At 61.6% G+C, this 18,340-nt stretch carries 15 protein-coding genes; 6 read left to right on the top strand and 9 right to left on the bottom strand.

What is annotated here, in order from left to right; genetic code table 11:
- Nucleotides 1-50: 50 nt before the first annotated feature.
- Genes RBB42_RS09590 through RBB42_RS09575 form a run of 4 tightly spaced genes read right to left on the bottom strand, consistent with a single transcriptional unit; the run spans nucleotide 51 to nucleotide 3,956 of the window.
- Nucleotides 51-980, bottom strand: a complete 930-nt coding sequence (locus RBB42_RS09590) for a metal ABC transporter permease (RefSeq protein ID WP_305969594.1) — start codon at nucleotides 978-980, stop codon at nucleotides 51-53.
- A complete protein-coding gene (locus tag RBB42_RS09585) occupies nucleotides 977-2,194 on the bottom strand; it encodes a metal ABC transporter permease (RefSeq protein WP_305969595.1) in 1,218 nt (405 codons plus the stop codon). The genes RBB42_RS09590 and RBB42_RS09585 overlap by 4 nt, the downstream gene beginning before the upstream one ends.
- The gene (locus RBB42_RS09580) at nucleotides 2,191-3,006 is read right to left on the bottom strand and encodes a metal ABC transporter ATP-binding protein (protein ID WP_305969596.1); all 816 of its coding nucleotides are present in this window, start codon (nucleotides 3,004-3,006) and stop codon (nucleotides 2,191-2,193) included. Before RBB42_RS09580 ends, RBB42_RS09585 begins: the two co-directional genes overlap by 4 nt.
- A complete protein-coding gene (locus tag RBB42_RS09575; protein ID WP_371931735.1) occupies nucleotides 3,003-3,956 on the bottom strand; it encodes a metal ABC transporter solute-binding protein, Zn/Mn family in 954 nt (317 codons plus the stop codon). The genes RBB42_RS09580 and RBB42_RS09575 overlap by 4 nt, the downstream gene beginning before the upstream one ends.
- A 273-nt stretch (nucleotides 3,957-4,229) precedes the next feature.
- Here RBB42_RS09575 and RBB42_RS09570 point away from each other — a divergent pair, with 273 nt between their 5' ends.
- From RBB42_RS09570 to RBB42_RS09560, 3 genes are all read left to right on the top strand, one after another.
- Entirely contained in the window at nucleotides 4,230-5,114 is an 885-nt protein-coding gene (locus RBB42_RS09570; RefSeq protein ID WP_305969597.1) for a sulfotransferase, read from the top strand.
- 130 nt (nucleotides 5,115-5,244) lie between these two features.
- Nucleotides 5,245-5,514, top strand: a complete 270-nt coding sequence (locus RBB42_RS09565; RefSeq protein WP_305969598.1) for a hypothetical protein — start codon at nucleotides 5,245-5,247, stop codon at nucleotides 5,512-5,514.
- Between the two features lie 136 nt (nucleotides 5,515-5,650).
- Nucleotides 5,651-8,152, top strand: coding sequence for an adenosylcobalamin-dependent ribonucleoside-diphosphate reductase (locus tag RBB42_RS09560; protein ID WP_305969599.1), 2,502 nt, complete (start codon nucleotides 5,651-5,653; stop codon nucleotides 8,150-8,152).
- 427 nt (nucleotides 8,153-8,579) lie between these two features.
- Here the strand turns inward: RBB42_RS09560 and RBB42_RS09555 are convergent, their stop codons facing one another.
- From RBB42_RS09555 to RBB42_RS09545, 3 genes are all read right to left on the bottom strand, one after another.
- Complete coding sequence (locus RBB42_RS09555; RefSeq protein WP_305969600.1) at nucleotides 8,580-8,978, bottom strand: hypothetical protein; 399 nt, start codon at nucleotides 8,976-8,978, stop codon at nucleotides 8,580-8,582.
- On the bottom strand, nucleotides 8,968-9,318 hold the full coding sequence (locus RBB42_RS09550) for a hypothetical protein (protein WP_305969601.1): 351 nt from the start codon (nucleotides 9,316-9,318) through the stop codon (nucleotides 8,968-8,970). The genes RBB42_RS09555 and RBB42_RS09550 overlap by 11 nt, the downstream gene beginning before the upstream one ends.
- Nucleotides 9,319-9,631: 313 nt before the next feature.
- Nucleotides 9,632-10,045, bottom strand: a complete 414-nt coding sequence (locus tag RBB42_RS09545; RefSeq protein WP_305969602.1) for a hypothetical protein — start codon at nucleotides 10,043-10,045, stop codon at nucleotides 9,632-9,634.
- 1,274 nt (nucleotides 10,046-11,319) lie between these two features.
- Between RBB42_RS09545 and RBB42_RS09540 the strand changes: the two genes are divergently transcribed.
- The 3 genes from RBB42_RS09540 to RBB42_RS09530 all read left to right on the top strand — a co-directional run bounded on the left by RBB42_RS09540 (nucleotide 11,320) and on the right by RBB42_RS09530 (nucleotide 14,604).
- Nucleotides 11,320-12,366, top strand: coding sequence for an AraC family transcriptional regulator (locus RBB42_RS09540; RefSeq protein WP_371931734.1), 1,047 nt, complete (start codon nucleotides 11,320-11,322; stop codon nucleotides 12,364-12,366).
- A gap of 96 nt (nucleotides 12,367-12,462) precedes the next feature.
- A complete protein-coding gene (gene acmB / locus RBB42_RS09535; RefSeq protein ID WP_305969603.1) occupies nucleotides 12,463-13,656 on the top strand; it encodes a methyl acetate hydrolase AcmB in 1,194 nt (397 codons plus the stop codon).
- Nucleotides 13,657-13,971: 315 nt separating this feature from the next.
- Complete coding sequence (locus tag RBB42_RS09530) at nucleotides 13,972-14,604, top strand: tyrosine-type recombinase/integrase (RefSeq protein WP_305969604.1); 633 nt, start codon at nucleotides 13,972-13,974, stop codon at nucleotides 14,602-14,604.
- Between the two features lie 206 nt (nucleotides 14,605-14,810).
- Here RBB42_RS09530 and RBB42_RS09525 read toward each other — a convergent pair whose 3' ends face one another.
- The gene (locus RBB42_RS09525; protein ID WP_305972255.1) at nucleotides 14,811-15,719 is read right to left on the bottom strand and encodes an HNH endonuclease family protein; all 909 of its coding nucleotides are present in this window, start codon (nucleotides 15,717-15,719) and stop codon (nucleotides 14,811-14,813) included.
- Entirely contained in the window at nucleotides 15,720-17,933 is a 2,214-nt protein-coding gene (locus RBB42_RS09520; RefSeq protein ID WP_305972256.1) for an AAA family ATPase, read from the bottom strand.
- Nucleotides 17,934-18,340 lie beyond the last annotated feature (407 nt).

Here is an 18,340-nt window from a genome sequence, read left to right as displayed (position 1 = left end):
TTCGCCGCCTCACACAACTCGGCCCGCCTGATGCGGGCCGTTTTTTCGTTTCAGACCTCTGCGCGCGCGCCCACGCGTGCGCGATGCGGGCCAAAGGCGCAGGCCAGCGCCAGGATGATCCCCGAGACGGTGGCAATCATGCCCGCAGCGCTGACGGCATTTTCGCCGCCCAACCAGAGCGGCCCGTAGCCCGCCAGGACATACCCAAGCACCGCAGATATCACGGCGAACAGCACCGACCACCAGACCTGCCGCTCCAGCCCGTTGGTCATCATCCTCGCCGCCGCAGGCGGGCAGATGAACATGGCGATCACGATGATCGACCCCACCGCGTCGAAGGCGGCCACCGCAGCCACCGCAGCCGTGATGACCAGCCCCATGCCGATCGCACCCACCGGCAGGCCCAAAGCCTGGGCAAAGCCCTCGTCAAATGTGGAAATCTTCAGCCAGCGCCAGAAGACCAGCGTCAGCAGGATCACGCCCGCGCAGACCACGGCAATGCGCGGCAATTCTTCGGGCACGCCGGCCAGCGCCCAGGGATCGATCAGCGAGGACCAGTCCGTCGCGCGCAGCCAGACCAGCGATTCAAGATTGCCCATCAGCGCGTGCTCCACGTCCAGGTGGACGCTGGACGTATCGCTTTGTTCAAGCAGCAAGACGCCGCCGGCAAAGAGCGTGGTAAAGGTCACGCCCATCGCCGCGCCCGGCTCGATCCGGCCAAGGCGCTTGATCGCCTCGATCAGAACAACCGCCACCACGGCGGCCCCGGCGGCCCCCAACAACATAGGGATCGCAGCCACGACGCCTGTTAGCAGAAAAGCCACCACGATCCCGGGCAGGACAACATGGCTGATGGCATCGCCGATCAACGCCTGCCGCCGCAGGATCAGGAAATTTCCCGGCAGGGCGCAGGCGACAGAGGCCAGCACGCCGATCAGCATCGGCGTCAGAGAGAACATGACGAATTCGCTGCCCATCACGGCCCCTCTCGTTTGGCGCGCGGACCGCCGATGCGACGGTCGAACTCGGCAATCTCGTCAGGGGCAAAGACCTCCTCGATCGGTGTCAGCCCGTCATAGCGCCCGGCCAGCCCGGTATCCTGATGGATTTCGCGCGCAACGTCCCAACGGCGTTCGTCGCGGGCGATCTTCGCCGCCTGGGCCCGTCCCGTTTCGGTGGCCACGCCATCTGCACGGATCAACCCCTCACCCCGCAGGACACGCAGGGTCAACTCGTCATGGATCGGCTCCCGTCGTGCCAGCGCCAGCAGCCCTTGCCGCCGGTGCACCTTGCGCTGAAAGCGCCGATGCCGGAACACCGCCGCGGCCACGCCGCGTGCGGGCGCCAGGAACAACGACAGCAGGAACAACAGCGCGGCGACCAGCACGATGATCGGCCCGGTGGGCAGATCGGGGGCCGAGGCCGAAAACGCCGCGCCCAGGTAGCCGGACACACCGCCGATGCCCCCGGCGTACCAGATCAGAGACTGGCTGCGCTCTGTCCAGAACCGGGCGGTGACCGGCGGGATGATCAGCATCGCCACGATCAGGATCAGCCCGACGATCTTGAGCCCGATCACAGTGACCGCCATGACCAGCGCCATCATCAGCCGGTCGATCCCCGGCACGTTGACGCCGCTCGCCGCCGCGTATTCCGCGTCAAAGGCCACCAGCGTCATCGGCCGCCGCATCACCCAGGTCGCCAGAACCGCCAATGAGCCCCCCACGGCGATCACGATGGCATCCTGGAACAACATCCCGGCGGTCGAGCCCAGCAGAAAGCTCTCGAGCCCCGCCTGGCGGCCGGAACTCATGGTCTGGATCACGGTCAGGATGACGATCCCCAGCCCGAAAAAAACCGAGAGCACCGCGCCGATGGCCGCGTCCTCGCTCAGCCGGGTGCGCCGGGTCATCCATTCCACCGCCAAGAGGCCGATCCCGGCGGTCACGGCAGACCCGGTCAACAATCCCAGCAGGTTGCGCCCGTCGCCGCCCAGCCAGACCATCGCGATGAAGGCAAGCCCGACGCCCGGCAGCGTGGCATGGGCGACGGCGTCGGAGACCAGCGCGCGCTTGCGCAGGAAAAGAAAAGTCCCGGCGGCGCCCGCAGCAAAGCCCAGCAGCGCGGCGCCCACCGCGACCAACGCCGCGTTGTAGCCCGCCTGCAGCAACAGCGCCTCGATCAGCGGTGTCACGCGCCCTCCACCAGATTCAACTGGTCGATGTGCGTCGCGGCCAGGCGCCCGCCATAGGTGGCATTCAGCGTTTCTCCGTTGAAGGTGGTCGCAACGGGCCCTTCGGCGATGCGGCGCACGTTGATCATGAAGACATTGTCGAAATAGTCGCGCACCGTGGCCAGGTCATGGTGGACGCAGACCACCGCCTTGCCTTCGGACTTGAGCGATTTCAGCACGTCGATGATCGCCCGTTCGGTCGCGGCGTCCACCCCGGCAAAAGGTTCGTCCAGCAGGTAGAGATCCGCGTCCTGCGCCAGTGCCCGGGCCAGAAAGACCCGTTGTTGCTGACCACCGGAGAGCTGGCCGATCTGACGGTCGGCAAAACTGGCCATGCCGACCCGGTCGAGGCAGGACAGCGCCCGCGCCTTTAGCGCGCCGGTCAGCCGCCCCAGCAGGCCGACTTGCCGGTAAAGCCCCATCATCACCACGTCGATCACCGTGGTCGGGAAATCCCAGTCGACGCTGGCGCGCTGAGGGACATAGGCGATGCGCCCGCGAACCGTCTCGATCGGCTGCCCAAAGACGCTGACCTCACCCGAAAGCCGCGGGATCACGCCCAGTGCCGCCTTGAGCAAGGTCGACTTGCCGGCGCCATTCGGCCCAATGATGGCGGTCATCTCGCCCGCCGGAAACGCCGCGTCGACGGAAAATACAGCGGGCTTCTCACCGTAGGACACCGTCAGCCCGCGCAGGCTCAGGGCGGCATCCGGGCGTACCTGCGCCGCCGCCTGTCCGCCGGATGCGGCCAGGGTCACGGAAGGATCGGTCATCCGTTCAACAATCCTTTCATGCCGTCAGGGGGCACGTCGCCGCCCAGGGCCCCGGCAATGGTGGTCGCGTTGTGGTCGATCATGCCGATATAGGTGCCGACATAGGTGCCCGGCTCGCCCATCGCGTCCGAGAACAGCTCGCCACCGATGACAACCTCGTGCCCCTTGGCGGCGGCCCCTTCGATCAGCGCGCGGATGTTGCGGTCGGAGACCGAGCTTTCGACAAAGACCGCGCCGATCCGGCGATCCACCAGCACATCCACAAGATCCGCGATCCGGCGCAGCCCGGCCTCGGACTCGGTCGAGATGCCCTGGATGCCCATGACCTCGAACCCGTAGGCCTGCCCGAAGTAGTTGAAGGCATCATGCGCCGTGACCAGCACGCGGCTTTCCTCGGGCACGCTGGCAAGGATACCGGCGGCATAGGTGGCCAGTTCGTCCAGTTCTGCCAGGTGCGCGGCGGCATTGGCAGCAAAGACCTCGGCACTGTCGGGCCGGGCCGCGCTCAATGCATCGCGCACGTTTTCCACGACATGCTTCCAGAGATCGGGCACCATCCAGACGTGCGGGTCGAACTTGTCGTCGTAGTCGTCATGGGCCATCAGCAGGTCGCGCGGCATACTCTCGGCCACTGCGGTAACGGTGCCACGGTCGCCAAGGTCCTGAAGAAACTCCTCCATCTGCGCCTCGAGAAAGAGCCCATGCCAGAGCACCACATCCGCGCGGGCCATCGCCACGATGTCGCTGCGGGTCTGGCGATAGCTGTGCGGGTCGACACCGGGCCCCATCAGGCCACGGACCTCGACTAGATCGCCTCCGACCTGCCGCGCCGCGTCTGCGATCATGCCCGTGGTCGCGACCACGGTTGTCACGCCCTGCGCCGCCAGGCCTTTGGCCGACAGTGCCAACGGCAGGGTCGCCAGTCCGGCAAGAAGCTCTCGCTTGGTCAAAGTCACTGTGCACCTCCTCAAGACGACACCCCGGCGATGCACTCGCCGAGGCGTTTTCACCTGCGAGATATAGTGCGACTAATTCGCAAGAGTCAATGAAATTGAGAATTACTCGCAACTAAGAGGTCAGAAGCCATCCACGCGAACAAGTTTGCCCGTTTTTTCAGCATTTCCGCCGCCGCGGGTTTGCCCTGTGCAAGGCGTCTGCGGGCTTGAGCGCTGTCCGGTGCCGTGTCAGCCTGACCTCCTGTTGCGAAATGGCAGGAGGCGCGCATGGCGGAGGGGCTTGCGCATATCCGGCACTACCTCGAGCTGGACGGCAAGACACTGCTGGTCTGCGTCGGCGCCATGAAATGCGCCACAAGCTGGCTGCACGCCTACATGGGCGAATTGGAGGGCGTCACGCCTTCGCCGCTCAAAGAGCTGCATTTCTTCAACCGAGGTTTCCCGGAACATGCCCTGAGTGACATCGACCTTCTGGCAGTTCGTCGCCTGACGCTGTTCCTGTCGCAAGAGGGCCACCCGGCAGAGCATCTGGCCATTTCGCCGATGATCCAGGCTGCGCTGGATCGGGTACAGATGATCTACGACGACAACGCCTATTTCGGTCACATGGCCCGGATAAGCACGCCTCGGACACGGGTGATTTGCGATGTCACCCCTGCCTATTCGGTGCTGGGGACGGCCGGTTTTGCCCGGATGCGGGCCTTTTGCGCTACGCAGGACATCCGGCTGAAACTGTTGTTTGTCATGCGCGACCCTGTCGCGCGGCTGTGGTCGCAATTGCGGCACATGCAGCAGCAGGGCCTGACCGAAGACGCCACACAGGCCTGGAGCGACGCCCTGGGCGCGCCCGCGATTATGGCACGGGGCGACTATCGGGCGACGGTCACGGCGCTGGACGACTGTTTCGCGCCCGAGGATCTCTTGTACCTCTTCTACGAGGATCTGGCGGAGGGCGATGCCCTGCCCCGGCTATGTCACTTTCTTGGCACCAGTTGGCAGGCGCCGGGCCCCGGACTGCGCCGGAACGCCACCACGGTCGAGACCGCCCTGCCCCGTGACGCGCATGATGCCCTGGCCGCGGCCCTGGCGCCGCAATACGCGTTCTGCCGCGCACGGTTCGGCAGAGACCTGCCGGGGCAATGGCAAGGTTAACCTGACTGTCCGCAATGCGACGGATGCGGGATATTGGCAGGCACACCGCTGACACCGGTGCAGGCCTGAAACTTCCTTGACCAGTAGTCCCGCCCCTCGGTTCGGGGCGCCCATCCAGGAGACCAGACCCATGCCCGAAGACTGTATCATCATCGACGACATCGGCTTTCGTTTTTTCAGCGAGGACAACGGCCCCTTCATCTCAAATGACCGCGCCGTGCTGCAGACATTCGACCAACTGGCCGATCGCATCGTCCAGGAAGCCGCGTTCGACCACCTTGGCGCCGCCAGCGAGGCCGTTCAAACCGCCGCAAGCCGCAAATTCGCCGAAGCGCCGCAGGACCAACCGGATCCGCAGGACATCGACGATTACGTGCCCGGAGACGAGTTCTTTTTCTGAACAAGTGGCAATGTGCCGGAGCAAACCACTTGCATTCGGCGCATGATCTGGGGGACATGCCGGCAAGGCTGTCAATCTGTTGTGGAAAACTCGGGTTGCAGCTACATTGTTCAGCCTGCCACCTGAGGGAATCGCCATGACCCGCTTTGCCGCCCCCATCGCCGAACAGATCTGGGACATGAAATACCGCCTGAAACAGGCGGACGGCACGCCGCTTGACCTCAGCGTCGAGGACAGCTGGCGCCGCATCGCCAGGGCCCTTGCCACGGTCGAAAAGGACCCGGCCCACTGGGAAGAGCGGTTCTACGAAGCGCTTGAGGACTTCAAGTACCTGCCCGCGGGCCGGATCACCGCAGGCGCCGGCACCGACCGCAGCGTGACCCTGTTCAACTGTTTCGTCATGGGCACCATCCCCGACAACATGGGCGGCATTTTCGACCAGCTGCGCGAAGCGGCGCTGACCATGCAGCAGGGCGGCGGGATCGGTTACGATTTCTCGACCATCCGGCCCAAGGGCGCGCCCGTGGCAGGCGTGGCGGCGGACGCCTCCGGGCCGCTGTCGTTCATGGACGTCTGGGACGCCATGTGCCGAACGATCATGTCCGCAGGTTCGCGCCGCGGGGCGATGATGGCAACCATGCGCTGCGATCACCCGGACATCGAGGATTTCATCGGCGCGAAGGCCGACAGCGCGCGCCTGCGCATGTTCAACCTCTCGGTCCTGGTCACGGATGCCTTCATGGAGGCGGTCAAGGCGGACGGCCCCTGGGACCTGGTCTTTGACGGGGTGGTCTATCACACGCTGCCTGCGCGCGACCTGTGGAACCGGATCATGCGCGCCACGTATGATTACGCCGAGCCCGGCGTGATCTTCATCGACCGGATCAACCAGGCCAACAACCTCAGCTACTGCGAAACGATTGCCGCCACGAACCCGTGCGGCGAACAGCCCCTGCCCCCCTACGGCGCCTGCCTGCTGGGCTCGGTCAACCTGGCCCGGCTTGTGAACGCCCCCTTCACCGGCGATGCACACCTCGACGAAGAAGCGCTGGACGAGCTGGTCGCCACCGCCGTCAGGATGATGGACAACGTGGTCGATGCCTCGCGCTTTCCGCTGGAAGAACAGCGCCAGGAGGCCCTGAACAAGCGCCGTATCGGGCTGGGCGTGACCGGCCTTGCCGATGCCCTGCTGATGGTACGGCTGCGTTACGGATCCGAGGAAGCGGCGCGTCAGACCGAGTGCTGGTTGCACCGGATCGCCCGCGCCGCCTACCTGGCTTCGGTGCAATTGGCGAAGGAAAAAGGCGCCTTTCCGCTCTTTGACGCCGAGGCTTACCTGGACAGCGGCACGATGCTGGGCATGGACGAGGACGTGCGCAGCGCCATTCGCGAACACGGCATCCGCAACGCCCTGGTCACCTCGATTGCACCCACGGGGACGATCTCGCTCTATGCCGGGAACGTCTCGTCGGGGATCGAGCCGGTCTTTGCCTATGCCTACACCCGCAAGGTCCTGCAAAAGGACGGGACCCGGACCGAGGAAGAGGTGGTCGACTACGCGGTACAGATGTACCGTGAGACCTTCGGCACTGATGCCGCCCTGCCCGAATATTTCGTGAATGCTCAGACGCTGGCGCCACTGGACCATGTCCGCATGCAGGCGGCGGCGCAGAAATGGGTCGACTCGTCGATCTCCAAGACCATCAACTGCCCCGAGGACATTTCCTTCGAGGACTTCAAGGATGTCTACCTGCAAGCCTACGAGACAGGCTGCAAGGGCTGCACCACTTATCGTCCGAACGCGGTGACGGGAAGTGTTCTGAGCGTGGCAGAAGTGAAACCTGATGAGGTGTCTTGGGAGGAGTTTTCTTCTCGCATTCGCTCGCTAGCGGAAGCCAAAGGCATGAGCCTAGCAAAGCTATCAGAGGAAGCCGGTCTCGGGCGGAATTTTGTCCAGCAGATGCTAAAGAACAACAAAAAACCTTCGCTGGTAAACGCGACAAAGATCGCCAATGCACTTAATGTCGATATTACCGCTCTCTTGACCAATGAAACATCGCCCGAAGTTGCCGCAACCTCCGATGCCGAACCTCTGCAACCCCACGGCGATGTCGTTTACATGTCCGAACCTCTGGACCGGCCCCAGACGCTTGAGGGCGCGACCTACAAGCTGAAATGGCCCGACAGTGAGCATGCCATCTACCTGACGATCAACGATATCATCGTCGGCGGCCGCCGGCGGCCCTTCGAGGTCTTCATCAACTCGAAGAACATGGAGCATTTCGCCTGGACCGTGGCGCTGACGCGAATGATCTCTGCTGTCTTCCGCCGCGGTGGCGACGTAAGCTTTGTCGTCGAGGAACTGAAGGCCGTCTTCGACCCGCGCGGCGGCGCCTGGGTTCAGGGCAAGTACATCCCTTCGATCCTCGCAGCGATCGGCGGCGTCATCGAGCGCCACATGATCGCGACAGGCTTCCTCGAAGGCGAAGGCATGGGCCTGAAAAGCGACCCGACCGCCCAAGTGGTAAACCTGGACCAACCCCGCGGTCCGGCTTGCCCCAATTGTGGGCAATACGACATGCGCATGGTAGAGGGCTGCATGACCTGTGCCTCTTGTGGGCATTCGAAGTGTGGCTAGGCTATCGACCTTTCGACGGTGATATTGCCACTACCAATTAGTGGCCACCGGCGGGTTTCGGAGGTCCATTTCGCAAGCGAATAGGGTCAATCGGGCGTAGGCGCCCGATTTTCCGTTTTTTCGGCCTTTTCTCGCGGGAACGAGGGTTCGACTCTGTCCTGAGGGATATAGGCATCAGAAGCAGGCGGCAGAAACGGTTTTCGTAAACTTTCTCGGGCTTGATCGTGGCCGTGGCGTTCTTGGGTTGGCGGCGTAGTTTCCGCCGCCAGTTATCGCGGGCCACTTCTCCAGAACGAGCACAACAGCGACCGTTTCGAAGTCTGGCCGTGAAGTTGATTTACAATGTCGGCATGCCTTGCACCAACGAGCGCAAGGCATGCAAAAAGGGCGGCTTTCGCCGCCCTTGTCCGAGATGTCCGAGTATTTGTTATTGTGATCGCCAGAGCTTCAGCGCGTCTTCGATGCGCGTATAGGCTTGGATGACCTCGTGCTTCGAATGATGCCCGTCGCAAAACTGATGGCCGTAGGTGTCTGCGCGGGTGTCTTCGATCGTGTAGCCGAGCGCGAGAAACGCCTCGTGCGCCGCCTCGGTCAGTCGCGCGGGATGGCGCGGCGAAGTGATGACAGTCACGCCGGCGATCTCCTGTCCGATCTGCGTGTAGTGCCGGTCCACCCAGACGTGGACACGAGATAGGCTGTGCTTCTCGAAGAGCCACAGCGTCACGTCGCAGATGTCCTGCTCCATCCCGAACTGATCGAGATGGACGCTCAGGCGGCGCCGGCGCGCCAGTTGAAGGACACAGCGTGCCCCGGTCTCAGTCGGCATGACGGTATCGCCGGAGAAGCTCGCTGACGCGCGCGCCATGCCACCGGGTCATGTCGGAATCTGGCAGGCCCCTCTCATGCCCGATCCTGTCGAGCGACGTCGGCGCCTGGTCGGCCAGGATACGACGGATATCGCGCAGCGCGGCCTCGACGGCATCGGCATCCGGGATAGGCTGCCCGAAGGCACCATGCAGATCGCAGAGCGCCGCGAACCCACTCGGATCATCGAGCGCGTCGAGCAGGTCGCAGAGGCTCGCACCATGGCTGCGGAGGTGCTGCTCGACCGTGTAGGCAGCGCCAAGACGCGCCTCGGCGGTGTCGAGGGTGGTGGTGTTGAGCATGATGATCTCCCTTTCATGCGGTGCGAAAACGGTGCTGGTGTGCCTGATTCATCGGCGTCATGTTCCGTCGCAGGGAGATGCTTGGGCGTTAGCAGGGTCCTTTCGGTTGGTGTCGGTGGCTGGTCTTGGGTGCTGGTGACAAGAACATTGGTCGTTCATCGGAATGACGAAGAAGAAATCTGCCCTGCGTGCATCATTTTTTCTGTTCTTGGGCCGTACCGCCGCCGATGGTGCCCTGTCGGAAGGCTGCGCTTTGCGCTCCTCCCAGAGCATGACGCCGACCGTGCAAACTGCGCATGGTCGGCGCCGCAGTTCAGGCCGCGTCCTGCGCCGGGAGGGCAAGCGCCAGCGCATCCCGCTCATCGTCCAGTTCTCCGATCTCGACCAGGAGGTCGTAGAGCCGGTCGGTGAGCAGGCAGAGCTCTCCCACCTCGGGGCTGTCGGGGTCGAGGAGGATCCAGGACGACAGATCCGGTTCGAACTCGTCGATGACGGGATCGAGTGACAGCAGGCGGTGCAGGTCCACAAGCCTGCGCCGCGCCACCCGGTCGAGACGCGAGGCCTCGCGCAGCCCGGACATGAGGCGAAGGACGCGAGCCGTTCCGGCCTCCCCGTCGATCAGCCCGGCCGCTGTACACAGCGCGGCTCCGTGCTCGTCGAAATGCGCGCGAACGGCGTCGAGAGTCGGGTCTGCGGACTGGGTCGTCGAAGGTAGCTTGCGCAGCATGGTGGTCCTCCTGTTTGTTGCGCGTCTGCCGGTCCTGGCAGCATCAAGCCTGTCCGTTTCCTGGGATTCCTCTCGTTGCTCCTGCGGGTCGATTGACCATTGTTCCCGTCTCTTGATTGGAAGATTGGCCAACCGCCCGCAGCACGAAGAAAAAACTTCCGCCCTTTTCTACACCGCGGGCGATTTCCTCGGGTCAGAGCGGTTGATCGGCCCCGTGACGCCGATCGACTACTCTGGCAGAGAACCGCGGCGCGCCCCATCTAAAGACGCCGTCCTCGTCCCCGTCGGACGGCTCGCTGGGTGCAGGCTGAAACCGAGCGAGCCGCGAGAGGGATCCAAGATCCAACTTTTTCGATTTCCCACCACGGAAGTGTTTTGGTCCGGATCCTGTCGTTCCATTTCTTCCTTATGACGGACGGGCATGAGGATGCCGCCGAGGACTGCACGGTCGAGCGAAGAGAAAGGAGGCCGCACAAGATCCAGTCCGACTGGACGCTCGCAAGAAACCGTTGTGCATCACCGAAAACGCAGCGCGCTGCGGGGATCTGATCACTCCCCGAAGGTGATGGCATCCGCGTGAGCGGAAGCGACGACGTGCATCCGAGACGAAGTCCCATTCCGTCTGTCAAAGAAGTCCGTCCCTGGCGGTCTTCGAAGTCCCGGCCACCGACGGGAGACGACCACGAGCGCGGTGGCGCTCGTTTTCATGAGCAGAGGAAACGCACCGACGCTGATAGAGGGAGACGGAAATTCCAACAAGAGGACCACGCCGGATGGCGCCCCCGGGGCGTGACGACCCGGGATCGGCGGCGCACACAGTGCCGCGATAGGCGCTTGCCTACGGACTCCCACCGCCCCCCCCCGGCGGGCGGTTTGCCTCCGTGTGTTATCTCGGGACCAACTCAGGAACGCGCCCGGCCCAAAGTTGCCGTTCACCACCGGTCTCCTCCGCTGCGTTGTGGCCTGGGGGTCCGGACATTCGCTGCGCCGGCTAAATCGGGCGGCTGTCGAATTCACACTGCGCGGAGCTTGCTGTCATTCGCTGCCGCCAAATGAGAAACGTTTGGACGAACCGGCCTACTGGTGTGGTGGGCTGGGTCGCAAGTGAGACAGAAAGGGATCACGCCTGAGAAGCCACAGGTCGGACAAGTCAATGACAAGCCGCCTGGTCGCCGCGCTGCGGCTCCGCCCCGAACGAAGTCGGTGTTTGCGACCAAAGTCCATGCGTCCAGATCCCGACCAACCGGGGGCTTTGTGATATACTGATCCGATTGATGCATCGTAGGGAGGCGTTGCAGATGTTGGAAGAAGCTTTGATCAGGGATGTGCATGGCGCACAGATCCAGCATGCAGGCCCAACGCGGTCCGCGGACTGGGACGAGGTTCAGGAGTTCTGCCGGTCGGTCTATATGCCCTATCGCGTGCAACCGCTTGAGCGGTTATCGAGGCCGGACGCCACGATGATATCCGCCAGAGCCGGACGCGTGACGATGACGCGATTTTCCTATGGCACCGGTATTTACCTCGACCAGTTTGATCCCGAGGCCGGCAACATCCTCGTGCTCAACACCCTACGCGGCGCCCTGAATCACCAAAGCCTAGGCGCGCCGGTTCAAACCGGGGCGGGCGACAGTTTCGTCGTCGATTGTTCCCGAACCGACTACTGGCTGGAAGGCGATCCCGACCACATGCAGCTCAACCTCACCATCGCGCATCAAGTGATGGAGGAGACCGCTGAACGTTGGTTCGGTTTCGTCCCCGATGACCGGCTCTGGACCCGCCGGATCAAGTTCGGGGGGGCGAATTCGGCTTGGCTGAAGCTGCTGGGCTATGCAGCACAGAGCGTGAGTGAACCCGGGTCCCTTGCTGCTGACGGTCCGCTGGGACGACATCTGGAGGAAATCATTTGCCTTGAGCTTCTGCGTCAATGGGCGGCTGAGGCTGGTGTGCGACTTGATGACGGTGCGCGTGCGGCGGCGCCGCGATATGTGCGGCAGGCCGAAGAGATTTTCGAGACCGAGGCACGGCAGGCCCCCAGCGTCGGGGACGTGGCGCGACGCGTCGGTGTTTCGGCAAGGACCCTGTCTGGCGGCTTCACGCGCTTCCGCGGGGTGTCGCCGAGGGCGTTTCTCTCCGCGCGCCGGCTTGACGGGCTGCGTGCGGACTTGCTGGCAGCCTCGGGCGACAGGACCGTCGGCGAAATCGCTGCGGACTGGGGGTTCGTCAATTTTGGCGCTCTGGCCGGGCGCTATCGCGACCGATTTGGCGAGTTGCCGTCGCACACATTGGCCCGGTCACAGCGAAAACAAAGCCTGAACTGACTTTGCTTCCGATCTCGGACAGTGTCTGCCGGTCGCGGACAGACCGTCGAAAACTCGCGTCCTATCGTCCCTGACAGTTCATCAAGGGAGGAGACGATGACAGATCTCAAATCCAGCTGTGACGCCATTCTGAACGGTGTGGTTTCAAGTGACCCAAGGGTGCCGGGTGTGGTGGCGATGGTGACCGACCGTGACGGCAACATCTATTCTGGCGCCGCCGGGGAGCGGCGCCTTGGCGGCGATGCGATGACCGAGGACACGGTCATGGCCATCTTTTCGACCACCAAGGCGATCGCCGGGACGACAGCTCTTCAATGCGTTGAAGAGGGACTTCTTGACCTCGACGCGCCCGCGAAAACCTACGCGCCCGCGATTGGCGCGCTGCAGGTGATCGATGGCTTCGACGAAGCCGGGCAATCCCGGCTGCGGGCACCGAAAAGCGACATCACGACCCGGCAGCTCCTGCTGCACACGGCCGGCTTCGGTTATGATTTCTTCAATGAAACCTATGCCCGTATGGCAACCGATCACGGGCAGCCGTCGGTGGTGACCGGCTCCCGCGCCTGTATCGAGACGCCGCTTCTGTTTGATCCGGGTGAGCGCTGGGAATACGGCACCAATATCGACTGGGTCGGCCAGGTGGTCGAGGGCATCCGCGGCAAGCGGTTGGGCGAGGTGATGCGCGAGAGGGTCTTCGATCCGCTGGGCATGCAGGATATCGCCTTCACCCGAACCGACGCGATGAAGGCCAGAACGGCCACGATCCACGCCCGTGGCGAGGACGGTTCGCTGACCCCGATGGACGATTTTGCGCTTCCCGATGACCCCGAGGTTCACATGGGCGGGCACGGGCTTTACGGGACGGTGCCCGAGTACATGAAGTTCATCCGGATGTGGCTGAACGACGGAGCCGGGCCGAACGGGCGCGTCCTGAAACCCGAGACGGTCGAATGGGCTGTGAAGGGCGCACTTGTACCACCGCAAAAGGTGACGATGTTGCCGGGCGTCATCCCGACGCTGTCCAATGACGCCGAATTCTTCCCGGGCCTCGCCAAGGATTGGTCCTACACCTTCATGGTCAATTCCGCAGAGGCACCAACCGGGCGCCCGTCCGGCGCAATCGGATGGGCCGGCCTCGCCAACTGCTTCTACTGGATCGACCGCGCGGGTGGTTTCGGCGGATACTGGGCCACGCAGATCCTGCCCTTCGCCGACGCAGTGTCCTTCACCGGCTACATGGCCTTTGAAACGGCCGTCTATGAGGCCCTGCAGAAAACTCAGGCTGCGTAGGATCCGATCCTGCGACAGTCGCGCACGGGGATCGGCGTCGCCTGTCCCCGTTACCCAACGACCAGTCCTTTCCATGCTTGAAAAAAAACCGTCCTCCGTCGGCTCGCCAAGGTTTATTCTGCCTTGATGGCGTGCGTCGACCACCTAAAAACTCACGCTTCGACGCGGCCCTTTGATCAACAATATGCGTCGGGCGAGGTTGGCAAGGTTAGGCACACTGCGGTCATCGGAGCGGTTGCAGCGTCTTTTGATAAGGTGGTCAAGCCAACGTCGGGTTGGCGCTGAGGTGAGGCGTGGTGGATCGGAGTAACCGTCATGCAAACACCAAATTTGCCCACCATTTGCGCACGCCGCCCTGCCTGGAACAAAGGCCGCATAGTGGGGCAGAAACGCCCGCTGTTGCCAAAACATGTTTGGGCAATCCGCGTTCGACTGGAAATCGCGGAAAATCACCGAGACCTTGCTCTGTTCAACCTCGCCATCGATAGCAAGCTGCGGGGATGCGATCTGGTCAAACTGATGGTGGCTGATGTCTTCGCCGCTGGTCAGGTAAAGGAGCGGGCGTCGATCATTCAAAGCAAGACTAAGAAACCTGTCCGATTTGAGATTACTGAGGGTACACGGAAATCGCTGCTGAGGTGGATGGACGAGCCGCTGATGATCGGTTCCGAATTCCTTTGGCCGGGGCGATTTCACGAACGGCTTCATATATCGACACGGCAATACGCGCGCCTTGTCCGAGACTGGGTTAAATCGATCGGGCTGGAACCCAGCGCGTATGGGACCCATTCCATGCGACGGACGAAGGTTGCGCAGATCTACCGGAAAACCGGCAACCTGCGCGCCGTTCAACTCTTGCTCGGCCACACCAAGATGGACAGCACTGTCCGATACCTCGGCGTCGAGTTGGAAGACGCTTTGGCGATCGCCGAGGCGGTAGAAATCTGAAGACCCGGGCCGTCGTCACGGACGGCCCTAAGCAGACCTTGAGCACGGTCTCTGAGTGCTGCGGTCGCAATCCGCATTGCGGACATTCATGCAATGTGCGGCATTCAGGCAGCTTAACCGTCAGCCTTTGGATAAAGGCTACACTTCGAAACGGACTTGAAGTTCAAGCAACTGTTCAGAAATTAGGGTCAAAGCGGCGCCTACATCTAATACAAGAGTTGCGTCAGTTCATTTTCGAATTCGTCGAGATGCGCGCTGAGCATAGTCGAGAACGCATGCTTTGGGTCTTCATACCGTTTGCGCAGCGCGAGGATGTGTTCTGTCAAACGGGTGATCAATTGCGCGCGTTGTTCGCCATCTGCGACCATTGCGTCTTCGGCAGTCATCCGAAGAAGTTGCAAGTGAAGGTCCAAGTCCTGCCTCATCTCAAGGCGACTCTGGACAAGCCCAATCCTGTTTAGAGCATAAATGTCAATCGACGTCTCTGCACAAGGATAGTCTGATTGCATACCTTGCTGCGATGCCAGCACGACTGAGATTTCTGCTTTCGGCCAGACAAAAAACTGACTTGGATCCGTTCTCGTAGGGTCGATAAGAAGCGGTTTTTCGAGTTGTTCCGGATCCTCGTTAGGTTCGGCCCATACGTCATCAAACGTTGGGAACGCATTCTGTTTCCCACCGGGCTCAGCATTGTCAAGATTGGCGTGTGCCACTTCCAGTTCGTCAAGAGACATGCCGTACTCAGCAGACACTTGGCGTCGTCGACGATTGCAATCCGTGCAAGAAGGCAAAAGGTTCGTCCAAGACGCAGCCAGCCACCAATAGCCACGATGTCCTGGAAATTCCTCGATCCCTCCTTTGGGACGATAGTGCTCAACGTCGACGGGCTGACTGCCCTCATATCGGATTTCGCAATAAGCGCATTTGCCGTGAAAAAGGGCTCGCAAGGCGTCTTTCACGTCGTCATTCTTATAGGCTTTGAAGCTGTAAGACTTCTCGGGTTCCGGAACCTGTGCATAGTGTGCTGCCGCTCGACCGCTCTCGCGCGCGCCGTCGGAGTCTTCGTCAGCCAGACTTGCTGGCTCATCGACCAGAGATCTGTCCACGTAGCGCATCTACTCCTCCAACGGCTGTCGCAAAGCGCGTAGCATGGCATCGACCACTTCCAGCCGAGCATCGCTCCGTTCGACGGACGAAAGATCGTGCCGTTCTGCCAAGAAGCGATCGAGGGCCTCTTGGGCGAGTTGGTCCGCCGCAGTCTCTCCGAGTACCAACGTTTCGCGAAGTGTCGCGCCCAGACGTGTGGCGCGTTCTTCGGCGTCTTGGTCACCTGCCTGAGCACGTGAGAGCGTAGCGACATAGGCCGTGAGCTGTGCTTCTGTCTCCGGATCGGCCGTGCTGTTTAACCCAAAGTAGTCGGACGTGAGAATCTGCTCGACCCTCATGCCGCTGATGTCGGGCAGGTCCGTCAGTTGATAGATTTGTTGGTTTCTGTCTTTGGCCAGTACGACGACCTCGCCTTGCTCCATGCCACGTAGGCAGAGCGGGTCGTGGGTAGTCGCTATGAACGTCACCTTCGGCATGGCCTTGCGGAGCGCCCTTGTGACGCGCATCTTCCAGCGGGGGTGAAGGTGGGTCTCAATTTCGTCTATGAGGACGACGCCACGCGCATCCTCCAGATCCGGTTGCGTGCGCAGGAGTTCTCGCATTATGTCGACAGCCATGGCGAAAAGTGATCGGTAACCTTCGCTCAGCCGACTGACCGGCTCGAGATGGCCCCGCACCGAGACACAAATCCCCATGGCCTCGTCGAGAACCAATTCGTCACCATCCCGCAACGCCAGAATTTCACGCAAACCACGCGTGACCGCCTTAAACCGAAATTCGTCGTCTCTTGCGATGTCTCTTAGCCACGAAGTAGGATCAGCCAAGGGTACGGCCGGCCGGAACAAGCTCTCGACACGAGCGGATCGATTGTGATGCCATTTAGTTCTGACATCTGAAAATCGTCTCGGACCGTAAGCGATGACGACGGCCCCCGCGGACCGATCCCCTTCGAACTGCCGACGCAAAGGGTCGATGCTCAAGACTGCCGGGCTGGACCGATCGTAGAAACTGAGCTCGACGGTTGCGATGTCCGGCTCAATTAACTCCTGACGGTCGCGCCCCTTCCGTCGCAAGAGATCCTCGGGCCGGACCATACCGTCGGCGTCCAATTCTCCCAGCAGCGACAGGGCGATCGCTTCGAGGACCGTCGTCTTCCCGACAGCGTTCTCACCGAGCAACATGAGCGCCCCGGACGAACCCTTCCCAGGTCTCAGAGCGGGCACCTTTAGCGTTAACGCGTCGATGCCCTTGAAATTGGAAATTTTGATTTCTCGTATCAAGGTTTGGCGCGCAGGTTCTGCGGTAAAATCAGCATCGCGTAAGGCTCTCCGCTCCGTGGGTTGATCGGAGAACCTCTGTGGCACGAAAGCCGTCTCGGCGCTGTCTTCTTTATTGAGTAGCCGTTCAATCGCTGTGTTGAGAGTGATTGCCTCAACGTTCTGCATAGAGGCCAAGACACCACCGAACACCGGTCCATGCCTGCTCCAGTTCGGTCGGCGTCCCGTGACGACCTCGATGATCAACGCTACATACTGAACCTTCGCACCGGAATATGGTGCGTCTTGCGAGATCGCCGCTTCCAACTCTAAGCGGTCTACGCCGTTTCGAAACACACGGTTCAGATGCTCGATTTCTTCATGACGGTCCCTGACGAGATCATCACGGTTCAAGTCGAATAAGTCTATGGTGGCACGTCCGCGCCCGGATCGCGGCACGTAGGACCCGTCCGGCCTGAGTTGGATATGCAGGCGCGGGTTGTCGTAGCAGGGGTCGAGAAGCGCCGGCCTTTCGGACAATCTCATCTCGTTGACCGTCGCGAAGGGGCTGCCGCGTTGGCCGTCTACGGGGAAACGAGCACCCTTTTGCGAGTTGCAGGCCGGACACACGAGGTAGAGGTTTTCCCAGTCATATGTCAGCCAGGCGTAGTGACCATAATCGGTCTGTCTCTCTTCTGAAACGCGTATCGGGCGAAAGTGATCGATCCCCGCCTCACTGAGGGAAACCTTAGTCTCACAGTAGGCGCATTTTTCAAAGAATAGGCCTCCCAACGCCTTTCGAACAGCGTCGTTGAACACGAGACTTTCCTCAAATGGACTGCGCCGCTGCCCACGTTCGTCCTGTGGTCTGTTCAGGTACCGATGGACGTCGCGAACTGCCTGACGCACGTCTTCTGAGACGAGGGCATTCGGTGTGGAGGTACTGCTTCTCTCGACAAAACGCATCTGTAGTTCCAGAATTCAAGGACCGGATTCAATTTAGAGTAGGCATAGTGGAGAGTGCCAACAACGTGATGATTGAGCATCTATAAAAACGTTTGTGTCGAGATATATCGTGGGCACGCCTTGCTCCAGTCTAAACGGAATTATTCGTCATGCACGAGGATTACATGATGCGGAAGAAGTCCAGCGGAGATGAATAATCCCAGTCAAAACCTTGTTTTTCGATTGATACGTTCATGACAGCTTCCTGACAACCTGTCTTTGGGCCGCAAGGCAGCATCGATCCAGCTGGGCTTGGTGATCGCAATCGCTACGCTTGCGGGAGCTTGCGCGAAATGAACTTCACAAGGCAGATTCCGCTTTACTGCGCATCGCTGCCGTTCGTCCGGGGCGCAGCGAAAGTCGGCTTT

The sequence above is a fragment of the Mameliella sp. MMSF_3455 genome (assembly GCF_030733205.1).
In the GTDB taxonomy this organism is placed as follows: Bacteria; Pseudomonadota; Alphaproteobacteria; order Rhodobacterales; family Rhodobacteraceae; genus Antarctobacter.
The sequence above is the reverse complement of the archived record's forward strand: the minus strand, read 5'-3'. Positions and strand labels throughout refer to the sequence as shown.